The organism is Flavobacterium sp. GL_143 (assembly GCF_057834355.1).
This window is the reverse complement of the sequence record NZ_CM174401.1, coordinates 3,317,169-3,335,649: the sequence shown is the minus strand read 5'-3', so window position 1 is coordinate 3,335,649 and position 18,481 is coordinate 3,317,169. Positions and strand designations below refer to the sequence as shown.

General features: G+C 31.1%; 16 protein-coding genes. 6 read left to right on the top strand and 10 right to left on the bottom strand.

The features are described from left to right. Nucleotides 1-320: 320 nt before the first annotated feature. The 6 genes from AC3IPI_RS14465 to pyrR all read right to left on the bottom strand — a co-directional run bounded on the left by AC3IPI_RS14465 (nt 321) and on the right by pyrR (nt 5,154). Nucleotides 321-833 carry a CAP domain-containing protein gene (locus AC3IPI_RS14465; RefSeq protein ID WP_489153569.1) on the bottom strand — a complete coding sequence of 171 codons (513 nt, stop codon included), beginning with the start codon at nt 831-833 and terminating at the stop codon, nt 321-323. Nucleotides 834-1,007: 174 nt separating this feature from the next. Continuing rightward, nucleotides 1,008-1,652: a pyridoxamine 5'-phosphate oxidase gene (gene pdxH, locus AC3IPI_RS14460; protein ID WP_489153567.1), complete on the bottom strand. Its 645-nt coding sequence runs from the start codon at nt 1,650-1,652 to the stop codon at nt 1,008-1,010. Nucleotides 1,653-2,133: 481 nt separating this feature from the next. Beyond that, complete coding sequence (locus AC3IPI_RS14455) at nt 2,134-3,039, bottom strand: ribonuclease Z (RefSeq protein WP_489153565.1); 906 nt, start codon at nt 3,037-3,039, stop codon at nt 2,134-2,136. Nucleotides 3,040-3,186: 147 nt separating this feature from the next. Further along, nucleotides 3,187-3,519 carry a ribonuclease Z gene (locus tag AC3IPI_RS14450; protein WP_489153563.1) on the bottom strand — a complete coding sequence of 111 codons (333 nt, stop codon included), beginning with the start codon at nt 3,517-3,519 and terminating at the stop codon, nt 3,187-3,189. A 73-nt stretch (nt 3,520-3,592) separates the two neighbouring features. Beyond that, complete coding sequence (locus tag AC3IPI_RS14445) at nt 3,593-4,519, bottom strand: aspartate carbamoyltransferase catalytic subunit (protein WP_039112741.1); 927 nt, start codon at nt 4,517-4,519, stop codon at nt 3,593-3,595. Between the two features lie 95 nt (nt 4,520-4,614). After that, entirely contained in the window at nt 4,615-5,154 is a 540-nt protein-coding gene (gene pyrR, locus AC3IPI_RS14440) for a bifunctional pyr operon transcriptional regulator/uracil phosphoribosyltransferase PyrR (RefSeq protein ID WP_489153561.1), read from the bottom strand. Between the two features lie 238 nt (nt 5,155-5,392). Between pyrR and AC3IPI_RS14435 the strand changes: the two genes are divergently transcribed. Together AC3IPI_RS14435 and AC3IPI_RS14430 are read left to right on the top strand one after the other, a co-directional pair. Further along, the gene (locus AC3IPI_RS14435) at nt 5,393-7,906 is read left to right on the top strand and encodes a DEAD/DEAH box helicase family protein (RefSeq protein ID WP_489153559.1); all 2,514 of its coding nucleotides are present in this window, start codon (nt 5,393-5,395) and stop codon (nt 7,904-7,906) included. A 137-nt stretch (nt 7,907-8,043) separates the two neighbouring features. Further along, nucleotides 8,044-8,442 carry a VOC family protein gene (locus AC3IPI_RS14430; RefSeq protein WP_489153557.1) on the top strand — a complete coding sequence of 133 codons (399 nt, stop codon included), beginning with the start codon at nt 8,044-8,046 and terminating at the stop codon, nt 8,440-8,442. 88 nt (nt 8,443-8,530) lie between these two features. Here the strand turns inward: AC3IPI_RS14430 and AC3IPI_RS14425 are convergent, their stop codons facing one another. Together AC3IPI_RS14425 and AC3IPI_RS14420 are read right to left on the bottom strand one after the other, a co-directional pair. Further along, entirely contained in the window at nt 8,531-11,275 is a 2,745-nt protein-coding gene (locus AC3IPI_RS14425) for a fibronectin type III domain-containing protein (protein WP_489153555.1), read from the bottom strand. A 290-nt stretch (nt 11,276-11,565) separates the two neighbouring features. After that, nucleotides 11,566-12,771, bottom strand: coding sequence for a DUF418 domain-containing protein (locus tag AC3IPI_RS14420; RefSeq protein ID WP_489153553.1), 1,206 nt, complete (start codon nt 12,769-12,771; stop codon nt 11,566-11,568). Nucleotides 12,772-13,027: 256 nt separating this feature from the next. Here AC3IPI_RS14420 and AC3IPI_RS14415 point away from each other — a divergent pair, with 256 nt between their 5' ends. Next, entirely contained in the window at nt 13,028-13,201 is a 174-nt protein-coding gene (locus AC3IPI_RS14415) for a hypothetical protein (RefSeq protein WP_489153551.1), read from the top strand. 61 nt (nt 13,202-13,262) lie between these two features. Here AC3IPI_RS14415 and AC3IPI_RS14410 read toward each other — a convergent pair whose 3' ends face one another. After that, a complete protein-coding gene (locus tag AC3IPI_RS14410) occupies nt 13,263-14,879 on the bottom strand; it encodes an ABC-F family ATP-binding cassette domain-containing protein (protein ID WP_039120362.1) in 1,617 nt (538 codons plus the stop codon). Nucleotides 14,880-15,256: 377 nt separating this feature from the next. Further along, entirely contained in the window at nt 15,257-16,030 is a 774-nt protein-coding gene (locus AC3IPI_RS14405) for a TlpA family protein disulfide reductase (protein ID WP_489153549.1), read from the bottom strand. A gap of 98 nt (nt 16,031-16,128) precedes the next feature. Here AC3IPI_RS14405 and AC3IPI_RS14400 point away from each other — a divergent pair, with 98 nt between their 5' ends. The 3 genes from AC3IPI_RS14400 to AC3IPI_RS14390 are packed head-to-tail and all read left to right on the top strand — an operon-like array spanning nt 16,129 to nt 18,474. Further along, nucleotides 16,129-16,869, top strand: coding sequence for a prolipoprotein diacylglyceryl transferase (locus AC3IPI_RS14400; protein ID WP_489153547.1), 741 nt, complete (start codon nt 16,129-16,131; stop codon nt 16,867-16,869). Between the two features lie 30 nt (nt 16,870-16,899). Then, nucleotides 16,900-18,288 carry a radical SAM protein gene (locus tag AC3IPI_RS14395; protein ID WP_039112749.1) on the top strand — a complete coding sequence of 463 codons (1,389 nt, stop codon included), beginning with the start codon at nt 16,900-16,902 and terminating at the stop codon, nt 18,286-18,288. Nucleotides 18,289-18,303: 15 nt separating this feature from the next. Next, nucleotides 18,304-18,474, top strand: coding sequence for a hypothetical protein (locus AC3IPI_RS14390; protein ID WP_489153544.1), 171 nt, complete (start codon nt 18,304-18,306; stop codon nt 18,472-18,474). Nucleotides 18,475-18,481: the final 7 nt, after the last annotated feature.

Here is an 18,481-nt window from a genome sequence, read left to right as displayed (position 1 = left end):
TGCGACCTTTGCGATAAATTATTTCATTCTCACTTTAACGCAAAGCACACAATGAAAAGAACGCAAAGAGCACAAAGCTATTCATTAAACTTTGCGAACCTTTGTGTAATCCTTTGCGACCTTTGCGGTAATTTTTTCGCCTAATTACTAAACTTTCGAACATAAAAAAAAGCTGTCTATAAAGACAGCTTTTTACCACTACAAATTAAATAGCCGTTATTAATTAAAATAACGGCTATTAACCTCAACTTAAATAAACCAGTAACATAAAAAGGGTCTTTTTACTTCCATTTTCTTCTGTAAAAAAAAAATAGATTCAATTATATTTTTGCAAAAATATTAGTATAATATTTTCTTCCGTTTTCTGGATCTTGTTTTATAGCTATACCAAAATGCGTATAGTCACCTACGATATTTTGTTTATGTCCTTCGCTTTCTAACCACGCTTTTAATACTGCCTGTGGTGTATTATAATTGTAAGCGACATTCTCACCTACTTTTTGAGCTCCTAGTACTTTAATAATATTTTCTGATCGAGCGACAAAATCATCATGATTAACTACATTCTTAGCAATCATATATTCATCATGCTCCTCAGATTTAAACGAAATATGATTTATTGCTTTCAGAGAACTTAATCCAACACTAACTCTATATTCATTAATAAGTTGCATTGTTTCAAGCTCTTCCTGATTATAAGTATAATTGGTAACTAGCTCAGAAGAAACACCTGATTCTGGATTTGAAACTGAGTCAACCGAATCAGATGCACAAGAATTCATGGTAAGCGCCGCTATTACCAAAAGCGATAAAAAATGAATTCTTAATTTCATAAATATTAGTAGTTTAAGCTTAAAGTAGATTGTGGGGCAAACTCTTTAAATTGTATTAAATAAATTATGCTTCTTTTTAATTATTAGTTAAATCTACATATTTTATCGTTAAACTACCAAAAAAAATCGATGAACTACACTATAAAATATTTTTATAGTGTATTTTTCTTACTTTTAAGACGAAAGTCGTTCAATCTTCCAAGAGTAATCATCTTGAGCAACATATCTTATTCTGTCATGCAAACGATTTGGTCTTCCTTGCCAAAATTCAACCTCAACAGGAGTAACAAGAAAACCTCCCCAATGTTTAGGTCTGGGAATAGATTTTCCTTCAAATTCTTTCTCTAGTTCTTTTAGGTTCTCTTCTAGAAATGTTCTTGATGGAATAACTTCACTTTGATGAGATACAATTGCTCCTAACTTACTTCCGTCAGGTCTTGAATCGAAATAACCATCAGAAACCGACTCAGATGTTTTAGCTGCTATTCCTTTTATAATAACCTGGCGTTCTGAGCTTGGCCAAAAGAAAGACAAACAAACATGTGGATTATTCTGTATTGCTTTTCCTTTTTCAGAATTATAATTGGTATAAAAAATAAAACCTTCTTCAGAGAATTTCTTTAATAAAACAACTCTCGATTTAGGAAAGCCATCCAATCCTATTGTCGACACTGTCATTGCATTTACCTCATCAACTCCTCCAAAGTCTTCTACTTCATGAAACCATCTATTAAAAAGATTAATAGGATCTTCTGGAATATTACTTTCCAGCAATTCGCTTTTCTCGTAGGATTTTCTATAATTACTTAGATCATTCATTTTTTTTAGACTTTTAGATTGTTAGTTTTTCAGACTACTTAGATTGTTAGACTTTCTTAGATTACTTAGATTATTAGACATCTTAGACTTTCTTAGACTTTCTTAGATTGTTAGACTACTTAGACTTTCTTAGATTACTAGACCTTTTAGATTATAAAAATAGCATATAGATTATATACTATATTAACTTTAAGGATTTGATCCATACTTTTTTCTTTAACACATAAGAACATAGATTTTATGCTAAAAAAAGAATACAAAAAGAAATACATTCCTTTCACATAGCTAGACTCTGTGTCTTTTAAATAAGTGAAACGCCTTTTTGAGAGCCCAGAATCTATGTTCCTATGTATTAAAATTAATTACATCCAGTAACTTATACAAATTATTTGATTTCTTAGATTACTAGACATCTTAGATAGTTAGAATTATTAATCTCATTAATTAGATTGCCTAAAGCTTAAAGCCTTCAGCAGTAGCTCTAAAATTCAAAACTCTTTCCATCATCACCTAATAATACATTAGGAAAGATAGTTTCGGCTTCTTCTCTAAACAATTCGATACTTTCATATCTGGTAGAATAATGCCCCAGAACCAAATGTTTAGCATTGGCTTTTAAAGCTATTGTCGCAGCTTCTTTGGCTGTTGAATGTAATGTTTTTGAAGCCAAAGCTTCTTCCGATTGCAAGAAGGTGCTTTCATGATACAAAACATCTACATTATTTATAATAGGAATTACAGCTTCATGATATACAGTATCAGAGCAAAATGCATAACTCTTAGGAGGCAAAGGATCAAATGATAATTTTTCGTTAGCGATAATTGTACCATCATCCAACTTTATATCTCCTCCGTTTTTAATTTTCTGATAATAACAAGTATCTATATTATAATGCTGAACAGCATCTACATCTAGTTTACGCGGGTCTTTTTTCTCCTGAAACAAAAAACCATTGGTATAAACTCGATGATTTAGAGGTATTGTGGTTACAGTTACTTTTTGATCTTCAAAAACAACTTCACTTTTATCAGACACTAATTCATGAAAGTACAAACCATAGTTTGTCCATGAACTCGATAATTTCAGTTGTAGTAATATGATTTCTTTAATTCCTTTCGGACCATGAATATGCAAATCGGTAGTACGTCCTAAAAGACTAAAAGTAGATATTAATCCGATGAGTCCAAAGAAATGGTCTCCATGTAAATGCGAAATAAAAACGTGATTAATTTTAGAGAATTTCACCTTGTTTTTACGCAATTGTACCTGAGTTCCTTCACCACAATCGATAAGAAACAATCTATTTTTTATTTCTAATACCTGCGAAGTAGGATTAGTAAAAGTTCTTGGAGTTGCGGCATAACAGCCTAATATTGTTAACTTCAATTTTGTTTATTTGTTTATTGGGTAAAATCGTTTAATCGTTCAAGAATAAAACATCAAAATAAATCGACTAAACAGTTAAACAAATAAACAACTAACCCATATTTTATATTAATATATATATCTAAAATTTTAAGATTCGTTCAGTATTTAAAATCCTAAATCTCTTTCTATTTCGTCCATTTCAATAATATCATGCGCCTCTAAAACTGAAGGAACAACAATTAATGCATCTGGAACGGCATTAAAATCTATATCAGAAACAACAATAGCAAAAGATTTTTTGGTTTTTTTTTGTTGTTTAGAAAGAGGTAATAATAATTTGATATCGTTTATGGTTAAATCTTTATGCGCTAATAAATCGATAATAATATTGTGATTTCCGAAGGTTTTAAACTGCTGTGTTATTTTCTCCAGAAAAGAAGTAAAATCTCCCTGAGTATCTTTAATTATTGTTGTATGTCCTTTTTGATCTACTTTCATTTTTTCTCTTGCTTTACATTCATTAATCCCTAAATACCTCTTTGGAACAACGAAGGTAGTTTCTTTTTGGAATTTATTGGATTTTTGAAGCCAAAAGATAAATAACCGCCATACGAACAGCTACTCCATTTTCGACTTGATTTAAAATAACCGAATGTTCAGAATCAGCTACTTCAGATGTTATCTCTACTCCCCTGTTTATTGGTCCGGGATGCATGATTACAATTTCTTTGTTCAAAGAATCTAATAACGCTTTATCTACACCATATTGTTGTGAATATTCTCTTGTAGAAGGGAAAAAGTTAACATCCATTCTTTCGTTCTGCACACGCAACATATTGGCAACATCACACCATTCTAATGCTTTACGTAAATTAGGTTCTACAGTAACTCCTAATGATTCAATATATCTGGGAATTAATGTTTTTGGACCGCATACTTTTACCTCAGCACCTTGCATTTTCAAAGCATAAATATTAGATAAAGCTACTCTTGAGTGTAAAATATCACCTACAATTACTACTTTCTTTCCTGCTACATCTCCTAGCCTTTCTCTAATAGAATAACTATCCAGTAAAGCTTGTGTTGGGTGTTCATGCGCTCCATCTCCTGCGTTTACAATACTTGCTTTTACATTCTTGGATAAAAAGTAAGCTGCTCCAGGATTGGCATGACGCATTACGACCATATCCACTTTCATCGAAAGAATATTATTTACCGTATCGATAAGTGTTTCTCCTTTTTTAACTGATGATTGTGCTGCCGAAAAACTAATAACGTCGGCCGATAATCTTTTTTGTGCTAATTCGAATGAAAGTTTTGTTCTGGTACTATTTTCAAAAAATATATTGGCAATAGTAATATCTCGCAACGAAGGAACTTTTTTAATTGGTCGGTTAATGACTTCTTTAAAATGGTCGGCTGTTTCAAAAATTAGGTTAATATCATTCTCATTGATGTATTTTATTCCTAACAAATGATTTACGCTTAATTCTTTCATCTTTTATGTTTAATTGTTTTATTTGTTTAATGGTTTTTGCTAAACCGTTTAATCGTTTTCTACCGATTAAACAATTAACCGGTTAACCGATTAAACTAATTTGTCACTAAGTAAACGACATCTTCGCCATCATTCTCTTTCCAACTCACAATCACTTTCTCATTATTGATAGCATCCACCTGTCTGCCGCGATAATCGGGTTGTATTGGTAAATGTCGGCTAAAACGCCTGTCGATTAACACCAATAATTCAATTTCTGCTGGTCGGCCAAAGGATTGAATAGCAGTTAATGCTGATCGAATACTTCGTCCTGTGAATAATACATCATCTATAAAAATGACTTTTTTATTCTCTACAATAAAATTGATTTTGGTTTTATTAGCTTCAAGAGGTTTATCTGTTCTTCGGAAATCATCTCTAAAAAAAGTAATGTCTAAATATCCTAATGTAATCTCAGGCGTTTTATATTCTTTTTCTAATAATTCTTTCAGTCGCTCTGCCAAGTAAACACCTCTAGGTTGAATTCCTACCAAAATCGTGTCTGAAAAATCAAGATGCTTTTCTATCAATTGACAGGCCAAACGATGTAATATGATAGTAACTTCTTTTGAATTAAGTAATACTTTTTGACTCATAGTAAAGTGTAGTGTTTGGTTGGGCAAATATACAAAATCAGATTTTATTTGTTGGGGTGTTCGGGTGGGAAATATTTTTTTGTTAATAATAATAATAAGCTATTCCTATTTTTTATCCTAAACATTTAAAAAAATAAGAAACTGTTTACCAACAAATAAAATCTTTTTAAGTAGATAATTTACATCAAAAAAACTTTATTTTAGCTAAACATACCAAAAATAACTAATCAATACATTTATGAACATTTTCAAAAAAATAAACGATCAACAAAAAAAAGAAATTGCTTTACCTAATGAACCCAATGAATTGTTCTATAGTCTAAAAAAAGAAAAAGAATATTCTTATTTGCGAGGAATACAAGAAGAAGCATTAACAAGTTGGTATCAACAAAAACAAAATAGTCATCTATTAATAAAGATGAATACTGGAGCAGGAAAGACTTTAGTTGGCCTACTTATACTTTATTCTAAACTTATTGAAACAAAAAAACGTTCTATTTTTCTATGTCCCGATAAACAGTTAGTAAATCAAGTTTTTGAGCAATCACAAAAATATAATATCCCCACCTGCATAATAGATTATGACAACGAAATTCCTGAGGAATTTTTAAACAATAAAGCCATTCTTATTACAACAGTTCAAAAATTGTTTAATGGTAAAAATATTTTTGATCGTCATAAGATAGAAATAGAGACTATCGTAATTGATGATGCGCATAAATGTGTCGAAAAAATAAAGGATGCATTTACTATTAAATTCAAGAAAGATCATCCTGTCTATAATGAACTTTTTGTTTTACTCGGTGATGAGCTCAAAAAACAAGCAATTGGCTCATATGAAGCTATAAGAACAGAACATCCAGATTATTATATGAAATTGCCTTTCTGGTCTTGGATCGATAATAAAGAAAAGATAATTAAGATTTTTTCAAATTATTTATCGGAACAAGAGACTCTCCTGTTTACTTGGGATCTATTTCATAATAATTTTAATCAATATGAGATGTATATTACATCATCAAAAATTGAAATAACACCAATTAAATGTTACTCACAAAATATTCGAACTTATGCAAATGCGAAATATAAATATGCTTTATCTGCAACATTCGAAAATGACATCTCTTTACTTTTTGATTTAGACTTCCCTTTAAAATCAATCGAAAATCCTATAGAACCAAAAGATCGAAAAGATTATGGTCAACGATTGATATTGACTCCAAAGAGATATTTTAATGATTTTAACAACGATGATATAAAAACAGTAGTAAATCATCACTTAAACAACAACCAGAATATTCTTGTTCTTGTCCCTTCCTTTAGAGAGGCAAGAGCTTGGGAAACTATAGGCGCAAAAATAATTTCTGAAAATATTGAAGAGGAAATTAAAAAACTAAAAGATTCAAAAGGAAACTTTATTGTTTTAGCAAATAGATATGATGGAATTGATTTAGGAGGGGAAGCTTGTAATGTGCTAATCATTCATGAACACCCTAAATATAAATTTATACGAGATAAATATTTAGAGACCATTTTACATACAACTAATACAAATATAATTGCACAAACCATAGAGCAAGGTATGGGAAGGACTGTTAGATCAGGTAATGATTTTAGTGTAATTTATCTTTTCGGAAAAAACATCTTACGCTTTTTAAGACATAAGGAAAATTTTAATTTTTTAAATAAACATACACGAAAGCAAATTGAAATAGGGTTAAATTTACTTAGTCAAGATGAAATATCAGAAGAAAAAGATTACGCTAAAGCGATCTACGAAACAGCTGATTTCTGTCTTTCTCAAAATGAAGAATGGTTAAAGCACTATCAAAATTTCATGAAAGATGATGATGGTGAAAATGTAGAAAGTGAAAAAACCAAAAAATTAAAAATTAAAGACCTCGAAAGAGAAGCAATAATTGAATTCATAAAAGGCAATAATGAAAATTCGGCAAAATTAATTCGGCAAATTCTTAATATGGAATTAACTGATCCAGAATTTGCAATTTACACATTACTCTGCTCCAATGTTATTTATCAAATTAACAAAGATATGTCCAATGATCTAATTATAAAGGCAAGAGAGAAATCTAGACACATGTTTGAACCCTTTTTATCTCAACAATATTTAAAAAAACAATTAAAAACAGGTAATCAATTTTCAAAAGCATTAAAACATATCCAATCCTATTCAACTATGAATGATGTCATTGATACATTTAACGAAGTTTTAGTTAAACTAAAATACCATCACACAAATGATTCTGAAGATTTTGAGGAAGCCATAAAAATTTTAGGAAAAATACTTGGCTTTTATTCTTTACGTCCAGAAAAAGAAATGAATGAAGGAAGTGATAATTTATGGCATATGGAAAATGATTGTTCATTAATAATGGAATCTAAATCAGAAAAACTACATCCAAATTTAATTTCAAAAAGCGACATTAGCCAACTAATGCACTCATTAACTTGGTTTGATAATAAATATTTAAATGAAAATATAGAATATTATGGAGTCACTTTACAATACAATAAACGTGGTGAATCTGATATAGAAGTCAATAGTAAAATCAAAGTTTTAGACAACGAAGGTTTAGAGCGAATCCAAACAGCATTACGAAAGTATATTGTATTCCTTTCTAAAAATAAATTAAATGAGCTTACTGAAGAGAAAATTAGAGCAGAGTTCATTTCATACAACCTTACCAGCAACACATTTATATCCAGTCACTTAAAAAACATCAAACAATAAAAAACAGAACTCTGCTCTGTGAAGCCTCCTGACTTCGTAACGACTACATAGAAAATACTAAAAATAAAAAAATATTGAAACAAGTATAAAGTCCGGAAACTTCGCGTATCATAATAAATTAATAAAACCATAAAACAATGAAAGTAAAAGTCACTTCAATCCCTGTTCAGGACCAAGAAAAGGCATTACAATTTTATACTAACAAATTGGGCTTTATAAAAAAACATGATGAACCATTAGGGGGAGGTAACAGATGGTTAACTGTTGTTTCTAAAGATGAACCAGACGGAGTTGAAGTTTTATTAGAACCTTCACCCAATCATTTTGAACCTGCTAAAACATATCAAAATGCTCTTTTTGAAGCTGGAATTCCGTACACACAAATTAATGTAGATAATCTTCAGGAAGAATACGATAGACTTATTAATCTAGATGTTGAATTTAAAATGACTCCAACAGAAATGGGAAATGTAAAAATTGCTATTTTAAATGATACCTGCGGGAATTATATTCAACTTATAGAAATGTTACAATAATACTTTAAACTTATTCTTTATAAATTCAAAAAGCTTCCACAAATATGGAAGCTTTTTTTATTAAATAACTGTTGTTTTAATTCTCTAACTATTTCACAATTAATTTAGCCGTAAACAATTTACGGGAATGTATTTTTAGGATATAAACTCCTTTTGGTAAATCTTGATTTATTAAAGAGAATTTATTGTTGTTTACATTTTTTGTAGCGTATAATAGTTTTCCTTCCATATTATAAATTTCAATTTCATCAATAGGATATTCCGACTGAATAAAAGTTTCTGCATTACTATTAGTAGGATTTGGATATACTTTTAAACCATTATCGATTTTAAACTCGTCGTTACCCAAAGAACTATCAATTACTTCAAAAGAAACTCTGTTTGATACTTCGTTATAAGAATCATTGGTAAACATTACCAAAAAGTAATTTCCTTTTTCGGTAGGTAACTCTGTGGTAGCAATGGCTTTAGTTCCTTCAGAAAGTCCTTCAAAATAAGTATAACTCACCAATGGCTTTTCATTAGGATTATCGCCTTCATGATAAATTCCCAACCAATCTTTTACGATTCCAGGAGCATCAGTCCATGAAGCTGTAATTTGTTCGCCAAGATCATATACGGGTTTATTAATCCATAATTCGGTAACAACAGCTCCAACTTTAAAGAATACTTTATTTCCGATAGCATTAAAACTATCCTGCAAATAGTATTCGGCATAATAATATCCTTTTGGTAAGTTATTAAATGATTTAGTATCTGCAACTGTGGTAACATATTGCCAACTTGTTGAAGCAACTCCAGATCCTGGATTTACTCCCATTCTATATATACCAATCCAATCCTTTGCCAATTGTGGTCCATTAGTATAATTAACAACTATTGGTGTTCCAACAGAATATTCGGTATTATCTGTAGTTAATACAGGAACTGGCCCAACATAAAAATATTTTCGTGGTGCAATTTCTGTATATCCTCCATTAGAAAATATTACGGCATAATAACGCCCTTTATTAGCCAATCCACTTGGGAAATTAATAAATCCGCTTGGGCTACCATTAGTATATTGCCAAGTTAGCGATGGTGTCGATGATCCCGGTGTTTGCCCTTCTTTATACAATCCTATCCAAGTTTTTGTACTCGCTGGTGCATCGGTAAAATCCACTTTAATAGGTGCGCTTTGCGAATAAGTTAAGGCATCGGTAATTATCTCTGTGTTCACATTATTACTTCCTGCAACAGTAAATGTTTGAGTATCGCTCCAAGGAGACCATTCCAGATTGCGGTCTCTGTATCTTAATTTCACATAATACTTACCATTAGGAAGTGAGTTTGAAGCTAAATCCATCTTGGTAATATCTACACCCAGATTGATATCAACTGTTGAATCTTTTTGAGTTTTATATTTTCCGTATAAATTTTCGAAATCGCGATATACTTCTTTCTTAATTATATCAAATGTTGGTGTCTGTGAAATTAAAAACTGACTTGTATTTAACAACTCATTCGTTGTTGTACTATATCCCGAACCTGAAATTGTTAAAGGCAAAGTAACATTTGCAGCAAAAGTATTTGTAATTGCAGGTTTTACTGGAGCTACTTTGTTTTTATATCTATGGAACTCGTCCATTAACTGGTTGTTTTTCCATTTATCAACGCTTCCGATAGAATAACTTTCGATATCCATTTTTCCGTTAGTAACATCAATATCTACAATTTGGTAAATCCAATTGCATATTGTTTTCTGCACATCTTCAAAATCTTGTTCGGTAGATGATCCCCAATATTGATCCCAAGCTGTTCCGCCCGAAATAATATTATATGTAGGTGTATTTTTTAATTGTCCTCTATGATACAAATGATGGTGTGCACCAATATGCATAGAGTATTTAGGAGAAGTTACCAATAAGGGAACGGCTGTATTACGAACCCATGTAGAGATATCTCCAACATATTGCTCAGCTTGATACGGTCTGTGACTTAAAGAAAAAATCCACTCTACAGTATTATCTGCATTTGCTGCAGCAAGAACCTGTTGCAACCAAGTTAATTGTGCTGCTCCTGTATGTTCTGAACTTAAACTGATAAACAAAACATTTCCTGCTTGTTGCGCATAATAATTCTCTGTTCCTGATGAAATCCCTTTATAAGAAAGTTCACTAATATAGAAATGATCGTAATACGAATTCATTCCAAGTGTTCCATACGTTTCATGGTTTCCTACTGTGGTCTGAATTGGTATATTGCCCGATAATCCTCTGTTCTTTTTAAAGTGTACATTTTCGTAATGATCCAAAGTTCCTACATCGACTTGATCTCCAACCATAAATGTCATCGAAATATTATCTTCTGGAGATAATGTAGAACCCCATTTTTGTTTTATTTTTCTTTTTGCAGCCGATACTAAAGAATCGTAACGAGGTACAGCTTTTAGCTGATTATCTCCCATAATCAAAAAGCGAATATGTCCATCGGCAGTTGCTGCTTGCCCAGGGTTTGGCAATGTTTTAAATGAATAAACGGTAGACACATCTGCACCCGTTTTTATTCTGTAATAATATTTAGTGTTCGGCGAAAGATTCATCAGTTTCGCGCTGTGGTAGAAATAGTTCCCTGGATAACCCGAATCTGTAAAAACGTTAGTATTACCTGTAACTGTAACATTAAGGGAAGATTCGGTTGTTCCGTATTCTACAATAGTTTCTGGGTTGCTATCTGTTTTCCAGTTAACATAAATAGATGTGGGGGTTGCGTTTTGCAAATAAGGGAATAACTTTTGTGCTTGTGCAGCAAAACCTATCCCAAATAGGAATAATAGAAAGTAGAGCTTTTTCATGAGTTGTTGTTTCGTTGTTAGACGAAGCAAAAGTATTCTACCAAAATGCAAATACTTTTAAGACAACATTACCCTTCTTTTATCTTTACTTCTCTTTATTGTAAAGTTAAAAATGCACAGATTGTCTAAAAAAGGGAACGCGGATGAAACGGATTCGCCAAGGCGAAAACGCGGATAAAAACGGATTTTTTTTCTTTGTGATAATTTTAAAAATCTGTTTTCATCCGCGTCTTTACTTTAGTAAATCCGTTTCATCCGCGTTCTATTTTTACAGCATTATATATTTACAACTAAGCTGCAACTGTCTTTTTCTCTTTTCCGAAAGAAATCCATGTTGCTTTATGCCAAATATATTCTAATGGTCCTTGTTTGTGTGTTTTTAACCACCATGTACAAAATCCTAATTGTAACAGAAACAAAATAATACCGATTATCAAACCAAATGTTGCGCCTGTATATTGGTATAATCCTAAACCAAAACGGTAGTATATAAATGACCCTAAAATAGATTGAGAAAAATAACTTGTTAAGCTCATTTTTCCGAATGGGATTAATTTTATCAGAACTTTATTTATAGCTTCTTTTTGATATAACAATACAAATGTGCTTACCAAAACAACCATAAAGGAAACATTAGACCAAGATGTAAAAATGATTAATAAACTATTTACCATGTCTTTATTTGCTATAAGTTCTGGTAAATACGTTTTGAATGCAAATAGCGGAATAAATAATATAATCGCATATACTAATGCTTTTTTCCAAAATGCAATACTAGCTTCCGAAATAACAAAAAGTTGTTTTCTTCCAGCTATCATCCCAAACATAAATAATGCTGGTGCCTGAAAAAATCTTCCGTTTTCCCACGACCAGAATACTGATGCCCATCTTCCTATTGATAAATTACCTATTGCATGATCTACAAATGAGTTCCCGCTTAAGTAAGTTTGCATACTTCCATAATAAGCATTTGATTGATTTGCAGGAAGTATATATTCGGGGTTAAATAGAATATTAAAAAACTTGAACCACTCCATAGGAAGCATCAACAAGAAAGTTGCTATTATTAAAACGTATTTGGTGTTTAAATTACAAACCGGAATTAATATTAATCCTAAAACGGCATACATCATTAATATATCGCCTGAGAAAAAGAGTGTATTTACTAATCCGAAAACAAATAATATTGCCAGTCGCCAAACGTATCTCCATCTAAAATCATTACCTTTTTTACGCTGATTATCGTATTGTATAAAAAAACTAAAACCGAAAAGAAGTGAAAAGATAGCATATGATTTTCCTGCAAAAAGAAAGAATAATGTATCCCAAATTATCTTGTCTAATACCTTGATTGGTTCAGGTAAATATTCGGGCAAATAATAAAAATCAAAGTGTTCTAAATTATGAAGTAACATAATCGCCATAATGGCTAAACCACGTAATGCATCTATGACTTCTATACGGGGAGTTTTTAAACTAAAAGCATTTTCTGACATAATATTTTAAGGATTAATTTATAGTATTTTAACTCAAATATAATTTTATTTAGCCAAAATCTACAATCCAAATCCTCAATTATAGCGCAGTCTAACAGTCTAATTTTCAATTATTCTCAACTATTTTTCATAAAATTAAAAATCAAATAATAAAACATTTTACAGGAATTATATAACGTTCTTTTTGTGGTATTTATTAATTTCACAATAAGACAATAATGATTGTCATTTTTAATTAATTTAAAAACACGAAATCATGAAAAGTAAATTATCTACAATACTAGTCGTTTTAATTATATCGTTATCTCTTACTAGTTGTGAGGCTATTGAAGGCATTTTTAAAGCAGGAATGGGTGTCGGTGCTTTTGCAGTAATTATTGTAATTGTTTTAATAATTTACCTGATTATTAAAATCTTTGGTAAAAAATAATAGAATAAAAAAAATCCCAATCGGTGCGCCGATTGGGATTTTTAAAAATATGTTTTAAGTATTAAGAATACATTTTAACTCTTAATTCTTGTACTTTTTCATCGTCAAGATATTCATCAAATGTCATGTAACGATCGATAACTCCATTTGGTGTAAGCTCTACTACTCTATTACCTACAGTTTGTGCAAACTCATGATCATGTGTTGTAAAAATCACTGATCCTTTAAAGTTTTTTAGTGAGTTGTTAAATGCTGTAATCGACTCAAGATCTAAGTGATTTGTAGGCTCGTCTAGCATTAATACATTGGCTCTTTCCATCATCATACGAGATAACATACAACGTACTTTTTCTCCCCCTGATAAAACTCTACTTGTTTTTAAAGCTTCTTCTCCTGAGAAAATCATTTTCCCTAAGAATCCTCTAATAAAAACTTCGTCACGCTCTTCTTCAGTTTTTGCCCATTGACGTAACCAGTCTACCAATGTTAAGTCGTTTTCGAAAAATGAATGATTCTCTGCTGGTAAATAAGCTTGATTTGTTGTAATTCCCCAATCAAAAGTACCTTCGTCGGCTTTTTGATTGTTATTTAAAATTTCGTAGAATGCTGTTGTTGCACGTGAATCTTTAGAGAATAAAACAATTTTATCTCCTTTTGCCATATTCAAATCAACACCTTTAAACAAAACATCTCCTTCGATTGAAGCGCTTAAGTTTTCAACATTTAAAATTTGATCTCCTGCTTCACGATCCTGATCAAAAATAATTGCAGGATAACGACGGCTTGAAGGTTTAATTTCAGAAATATTAAGCTTACTAATCATTTTTTTACGAGAAGTTGCTTGTTTAGACTTAGCAACGTTGGCACTAAAACGACGAATAAATTCTTCTAATTCTTGTTTCTTTTCTTCGGCTTTTTTGTTTTGTTGTGCACGTTGTTTTGCCGCTAATTGGCTAGACTCATACCAAAACGTATAGTTTCCTGAGTAATGGTTGATTTTACTAAAATCGATATCTGAAATATGTGTACAAACCGAATCTAAAAAGTGACGGTCATGCGATACTACAATTACTGTATTTTCATAATTTGCAAGGAAGTTCTCTAACCAAGCGATTGTCTCAAAATCCAAATCGTTGGTAGGCTCATCCATGATAAGTAAATCTGGATTTCCGAATAAAGCTTGTGCCAAAAGGACACGTACTTTTATTTTTCCCTCTAGATCTCCCATTAATGTATAATGGTGCTCTTCGGCAATACCTAAGTTAGACAACATCGAAGCTGCGTCAGAATCAGCGTTCCATCCGTTCATTTCTTCAAACTGAACTTGTAACTCTCCTATTCTATCTGCGTTTTTATCGTTATAGTCTAAATAAAGTTCATCCATTTCTTTCTTAACTGCGTACAATACTTTGTTACCCATAATTACGGTTTCAAGTACTGTATGCTCATCGAACATGTTGTGGTTTTGGTTTAAAACCGACATACGTTTTCCTGGCTCTAAATGGATATGTCCTGAAGTAGGATCCATTTCGCCTGAAATTATTTTAAGAAAAGTTGATTTTCCAGCACCATTGGCTCCGATAACTCCATAAATATTTCCGTGTGTGAAAGTTGTATTTACTTCGTCAAACAAAATTCGTTTGCCAAATTGTACCGATAAATTATTGACTGTTAACATGAATATCTATATTAATTAATTTTGTGCAAAAGTAGTGAAAAAGGTTCAGAGGTACAAAGAAACTGAGTGGCTAAGTTTTTTTAATATGAAAATAGCTAAAAATGTTTTGCCACAGATTAGAAATATTAAATAGATTACAAAAGAAGTAAACCACAAATTACACGAATTTTCACAAATTCATTATAATTATCCGCACTGTTTGTCATTCAGAGCGGATGCGAAGACACAAGCGATGGCGAACTGGCGAAGCAATCATCGCGGAAAACCCATAATCTTTGTCGAGCTACTAGCGGAAATCCTTCCTTCGTCAGGATGACAATGTAGAGAAAAAGCTTTGTGAACTTTGCGTAATCCTTTGTGCCCTTTGCGGTAAAATATTATAATTTACTTTCTTTTTCCAAAGCTACTTCTAAGCTTTTATAATTATTTAAAACTTTGGTAATTAATCCTTCTTTATTGATAATGAAATGTGTGGGAAATGCATTTAGCTGCAGCGTTTCGTTCATATAGATTTTCATATTTGGAATAACGGAATATGATAATGGTTTTCTAGCCAAAAATACTTTTAATTGTTCGGGAGTATCTTCGGCTAAACTTACAAAAAGAATGTCTTTTCGGTCTTTATATTTCTCTGCCAATTTATTTACATCTGGAAATTCTTTGATGCATGCTGCACAATGAATATACCAACATTTTATAACTATAATTTTTCCTTTCATCGTTTCGTTAGAAACTAAATTTCCGTTTAAATCCTTAAAAGAGAATTTAGGGAAAGGGGTCTTTTCCATTTTGAAATTCTTATACGCATCAAAAGCTTCTTGGTTAATTGTTGCTTTTATACTTGTATCGGAATTGGGATTTATTTTAAATAATTTATAGTAATAAATGGCATCATCCGATTGTAATCGAATAGGAATACTATTTCCATTTGCTAATTGATCTAAAAAAGTCTCTTTTGGTATTTCTCTCGAAAGTGTGTCCAGCGCAACAAAATCTCTAGAAAGCATTATGTTTTTACTCTGATATGTCCACCAACTGCTGTAGTCATTCTGGATTTGTAATGGGTCAACTTCTGGATTTCCGTATTTTGTTTGGGCGAAAGAAAGTGTAAAAAATAAAAATGTGATAATACTACTAATCGATTTCTGCATGGGTTATTTAAGATACAATTAAGCTTCAAAAGTAAAAAATTAATCTTAAAACATTTTTAATTAGATTTACCTATATTCGTTAAAAATTCTGACTAAAAATGACATTCCCCTTTCAATTTGAAATCTTTGAAAAAACATTTTACTGGCATTTTATATTTGAAACATTAGCCTTTTTTGTTGGTATAAGAATCTATTATTTTCTAAAAAAAAGAATTCAGGATCCCATATCAGATACGAATCGTTTGATTATTATGATTGGTGCCATGATTGGCGCTTTAATAGGATCCAGAGCAATTGCTTTACTTGAAAATCCTTCACAAATTGCTCATCAGACTTTTTTAACTTTATATCAAAATAAAACTGTTGCCGGCGGATTTTTAGGTGGGTTAATGGGAGTTGAATTAATTAAAAAATGCATTGGTGTAAAAATCGCTTCGGGGGATTTATATGTTATTCCAATTATCGTATCTTTATTTATTGGTCGAATTGGCTGTTTTTCAATGGGAATCGCTGAACCTACCTTTGGTAACGAAACTACTTTTTTTACAGGAATGAATTTAGGCGACGGATTAAGAAGACATCCTATTGCCTTATACGAAATGGTATTTATGGTTCTGCTTTTTATTTTTTTTGAAAAGATAAAAAGTAAAAAACTGATTAATGGTGATCGATTTAAACTCTTTATGGTTTTATATTTTCTCTTTCGATTTTTGGTCGAATTCTTAAAACCTTACGAACCTTTATTTCTTAATTTAAGCAGTATTCAATGGAGTTCTATATTTATTTTTGGATACTACTGGAAGTTTCTTTGCCGAATGTTTGCCTTTAAAAACAATTAAATTTTTACTTTATAATATAAAAATATTTTAATGAAAACTCGCGATTATATATTTTACGACTATACCAAAAGCTTGTGCCACCACTGTCTGGCTCTTGTAGATACTAAAATTGTATTTCAGGATGACAAAGTCTGGATGCTGAAACATTGTAAAACGCATGGCGAAATGAGATCTATGATTGCAGATGATGTCAATTATTACAAGCAGTTGCGCAATTACAACAAACAGTCTGAAATGCCATTAAAATTTAATACAAAAGTGCATTACGGCTGTCCTTATGACTGTGGATTATGCACAGATCATGAACAACATTCGTGTTTAACAATTGTAGAAGTTACAGATCGATGTAATCTCGCCTGCCCTACTTGTTATGCAAGTTCGGCTCCTAATTATGGTAGACATCGTACTTTAGAAGAAATTGAAAAAATGTTTGATACTGTAGTGGCAAACGAAGGTGAACCAGATGTGGTTCAGATTTCTGGAGGTGAACCTACAGTACATCCTGAATTTTTTAAAATTTTAGATATTGCCAAAAGTAAACCTATTAAACATTTGATGCTGAATACAAACGGTATTCGAATTGCAAAAGACATTAAATTTGTAGAAAAACTGGCTACTTATATGCCTGATTTTGAAATTTATCTGCAATTTGATAGTTTTAAACCCGAAGTATTAGAAAAATTAAGAGGTGAAGATTTAACTGAAGTACGCAAAAAGGCAATCGAACATTTAAATCTATTTAATATTTCGACCACATTAGTAATCACGCTTCAAAAAGGAGAAAATGACGACGAAATTGGTCAGATAATTGAATATGCATTAAAACAAAAATGCGTGCGTGGTGTTACTTTTCAGCCTACACAAGTTGCTGGACGAAATGACAATTATGATGATGTTTCAGGAAGAATAACATTGACTGAAGTTCGTAGAAAAATTTACGAACAATATCCTGTTTTTACTCCACAAGATTTGATTCCGGTTCCTTGCAATCCTGATGCTTTATGCATGGCTTATGCACTAAAAATTGATGGAGAAGTATTTCCTATGACACATTTGATAAATCCAGAAGATTTATTGAATAACTCAAAAAATACAATAGTTTTTGAGCATGATGAAAAACTAAAAACCCATATGCTGAATTTATTTAGTACTGGTATTTCTGTAGATTGTGCCGAAGGTGAATTTAGCGAACTAATGTGTTGTCTGCCAAGAGTTCAATCAGATACTCTCAATTACAATAATTTATTCCGAATTTTAATTATGAATTTTATGGATGCTCATGATTTTGATGTTAGAGCCGTTAAAAAATCATGTGTTCATATTGTAAGCGATAAAATGAAAATTATTCCGTTTGAAACTATGAATTTATTTTATAGAGATAATAAAATTGAAAAAATAAGAGAAAAATTAAATGTTTAATATAACTTTTAAAATATGGAAGGTTTAATATTTATTGGGTTTCTTCTTGTAGCTATGTTTTTAATTGGTCTTGGTGGTTTAATCTTTAATAAAGAAAACAAAAAATTCTTCTTGACGCTTTTGTTAATTCCAATAATCATTATCGTAATAGGATTTGGAACGTGTGTTGTAATAATGAGCAATTGATAATTTT

Coding starts and splice junctions, on each gene's coding strand:
- AC3IPI_RS14465 (WP_489153569.1), bottom strand. CDS start 833: ATGAAATTAAGAATTCATTTTTTATCGCTTTTGGTAATAGCGGCGCTT.
- pdxH (WP_489153567.1), bottom strand. CDS start 1,652: ATGAATGATCTAAGTAATTATAGAAAATCCTACGAGAAAAGCGAATTG.
- AC3IPI_RS14450 (WP_489153563.1), bottom strand. CDS start 3,519: ATGAAAGTAGATCAAAAAGGACATACAACAATAATTAAAGATACTCAG.
- AC3IPI_RS14445 (WP_039112741.1), bottom strand. CDS start 4,519: ATGAAAGAATTAAGCGTAAATCATTTGTTAGGAATAAAATACATCAAT.
- pyrR (WP_489153561.1), bottom strand. CDS start 5,154: ATGAGTCAAAAAGTATTACTTAATTCAAAAGAAGTTACTATCATATTA.
- AC3IPI_RS14435 (WP_489153559.1), top strand. CDS start 5,393: ATGAACATTTTCAAAAAAATAAACGATCAACAAAAAAAAGAAATTGCT.
- AC3IPI_RS14430 (WP_489153557.1), top strand. CDS start 8,044: ATGAAAGTAAAAGTCACTTCAATCCCTGTTCAGGACCAAGAAAAGGCA.
- AC3IPI_RS14425 (WP_489153555.1), bottom strand. CDS start 11,275: ATGAAAAAGCTCTACTTTCTATTATTCCTATTTGGGATAGGTTTTGCT.
- AC3IPI_RS14420 (WP_489153553.1), bottom strand. CDS start 12,771: ATGTCAGAAAATGCTTTTAGTTTAAAAACTCCCCGTATAGAAGTCATA.
- AC3IPI_RS14415 (WP_489153551.1), top strand. CDS start 13,028: ATGAAAAGTAAATTATCTACAATACTAGTCGTTTTAATTATATCGTTA.
- AC3IPI_RS14410 (WP_039120362.1), bottom strand. CDS start 14,879: ATGTTAACAGTCAATAATTTATCGGTACAATTTGGCAAACGAATTTTG.
- AC3IPI_RS14405 (WP_489153549.1), bottom strand. CDS start 16,030: ATGCAGAAATCGATTAGTAGTATTATCACATTTTTATTTTTTACACTT.
- AC3IPI_RS14400 (WP_489153547.1), top strand. CDS start 16,129: ATGACATTCCCCTTTCAATTTGAAATCTTTGAAAAAACATTTTACTGG.
- AC3IPI_RS14395 (WP_039112749.1), top strand. CDS start 16,900: ATGAAAACTCGCGATTATATATTTTACGACTATACCAAAAGCTTGTGC.
- AC3IPI_RS14390 (WP_489153544.1), top strand. CDS start 18,304: ATGGAAGGTTTAATATTTATTGGGTTTCTTCTTGTAGCTATGTTTTTA.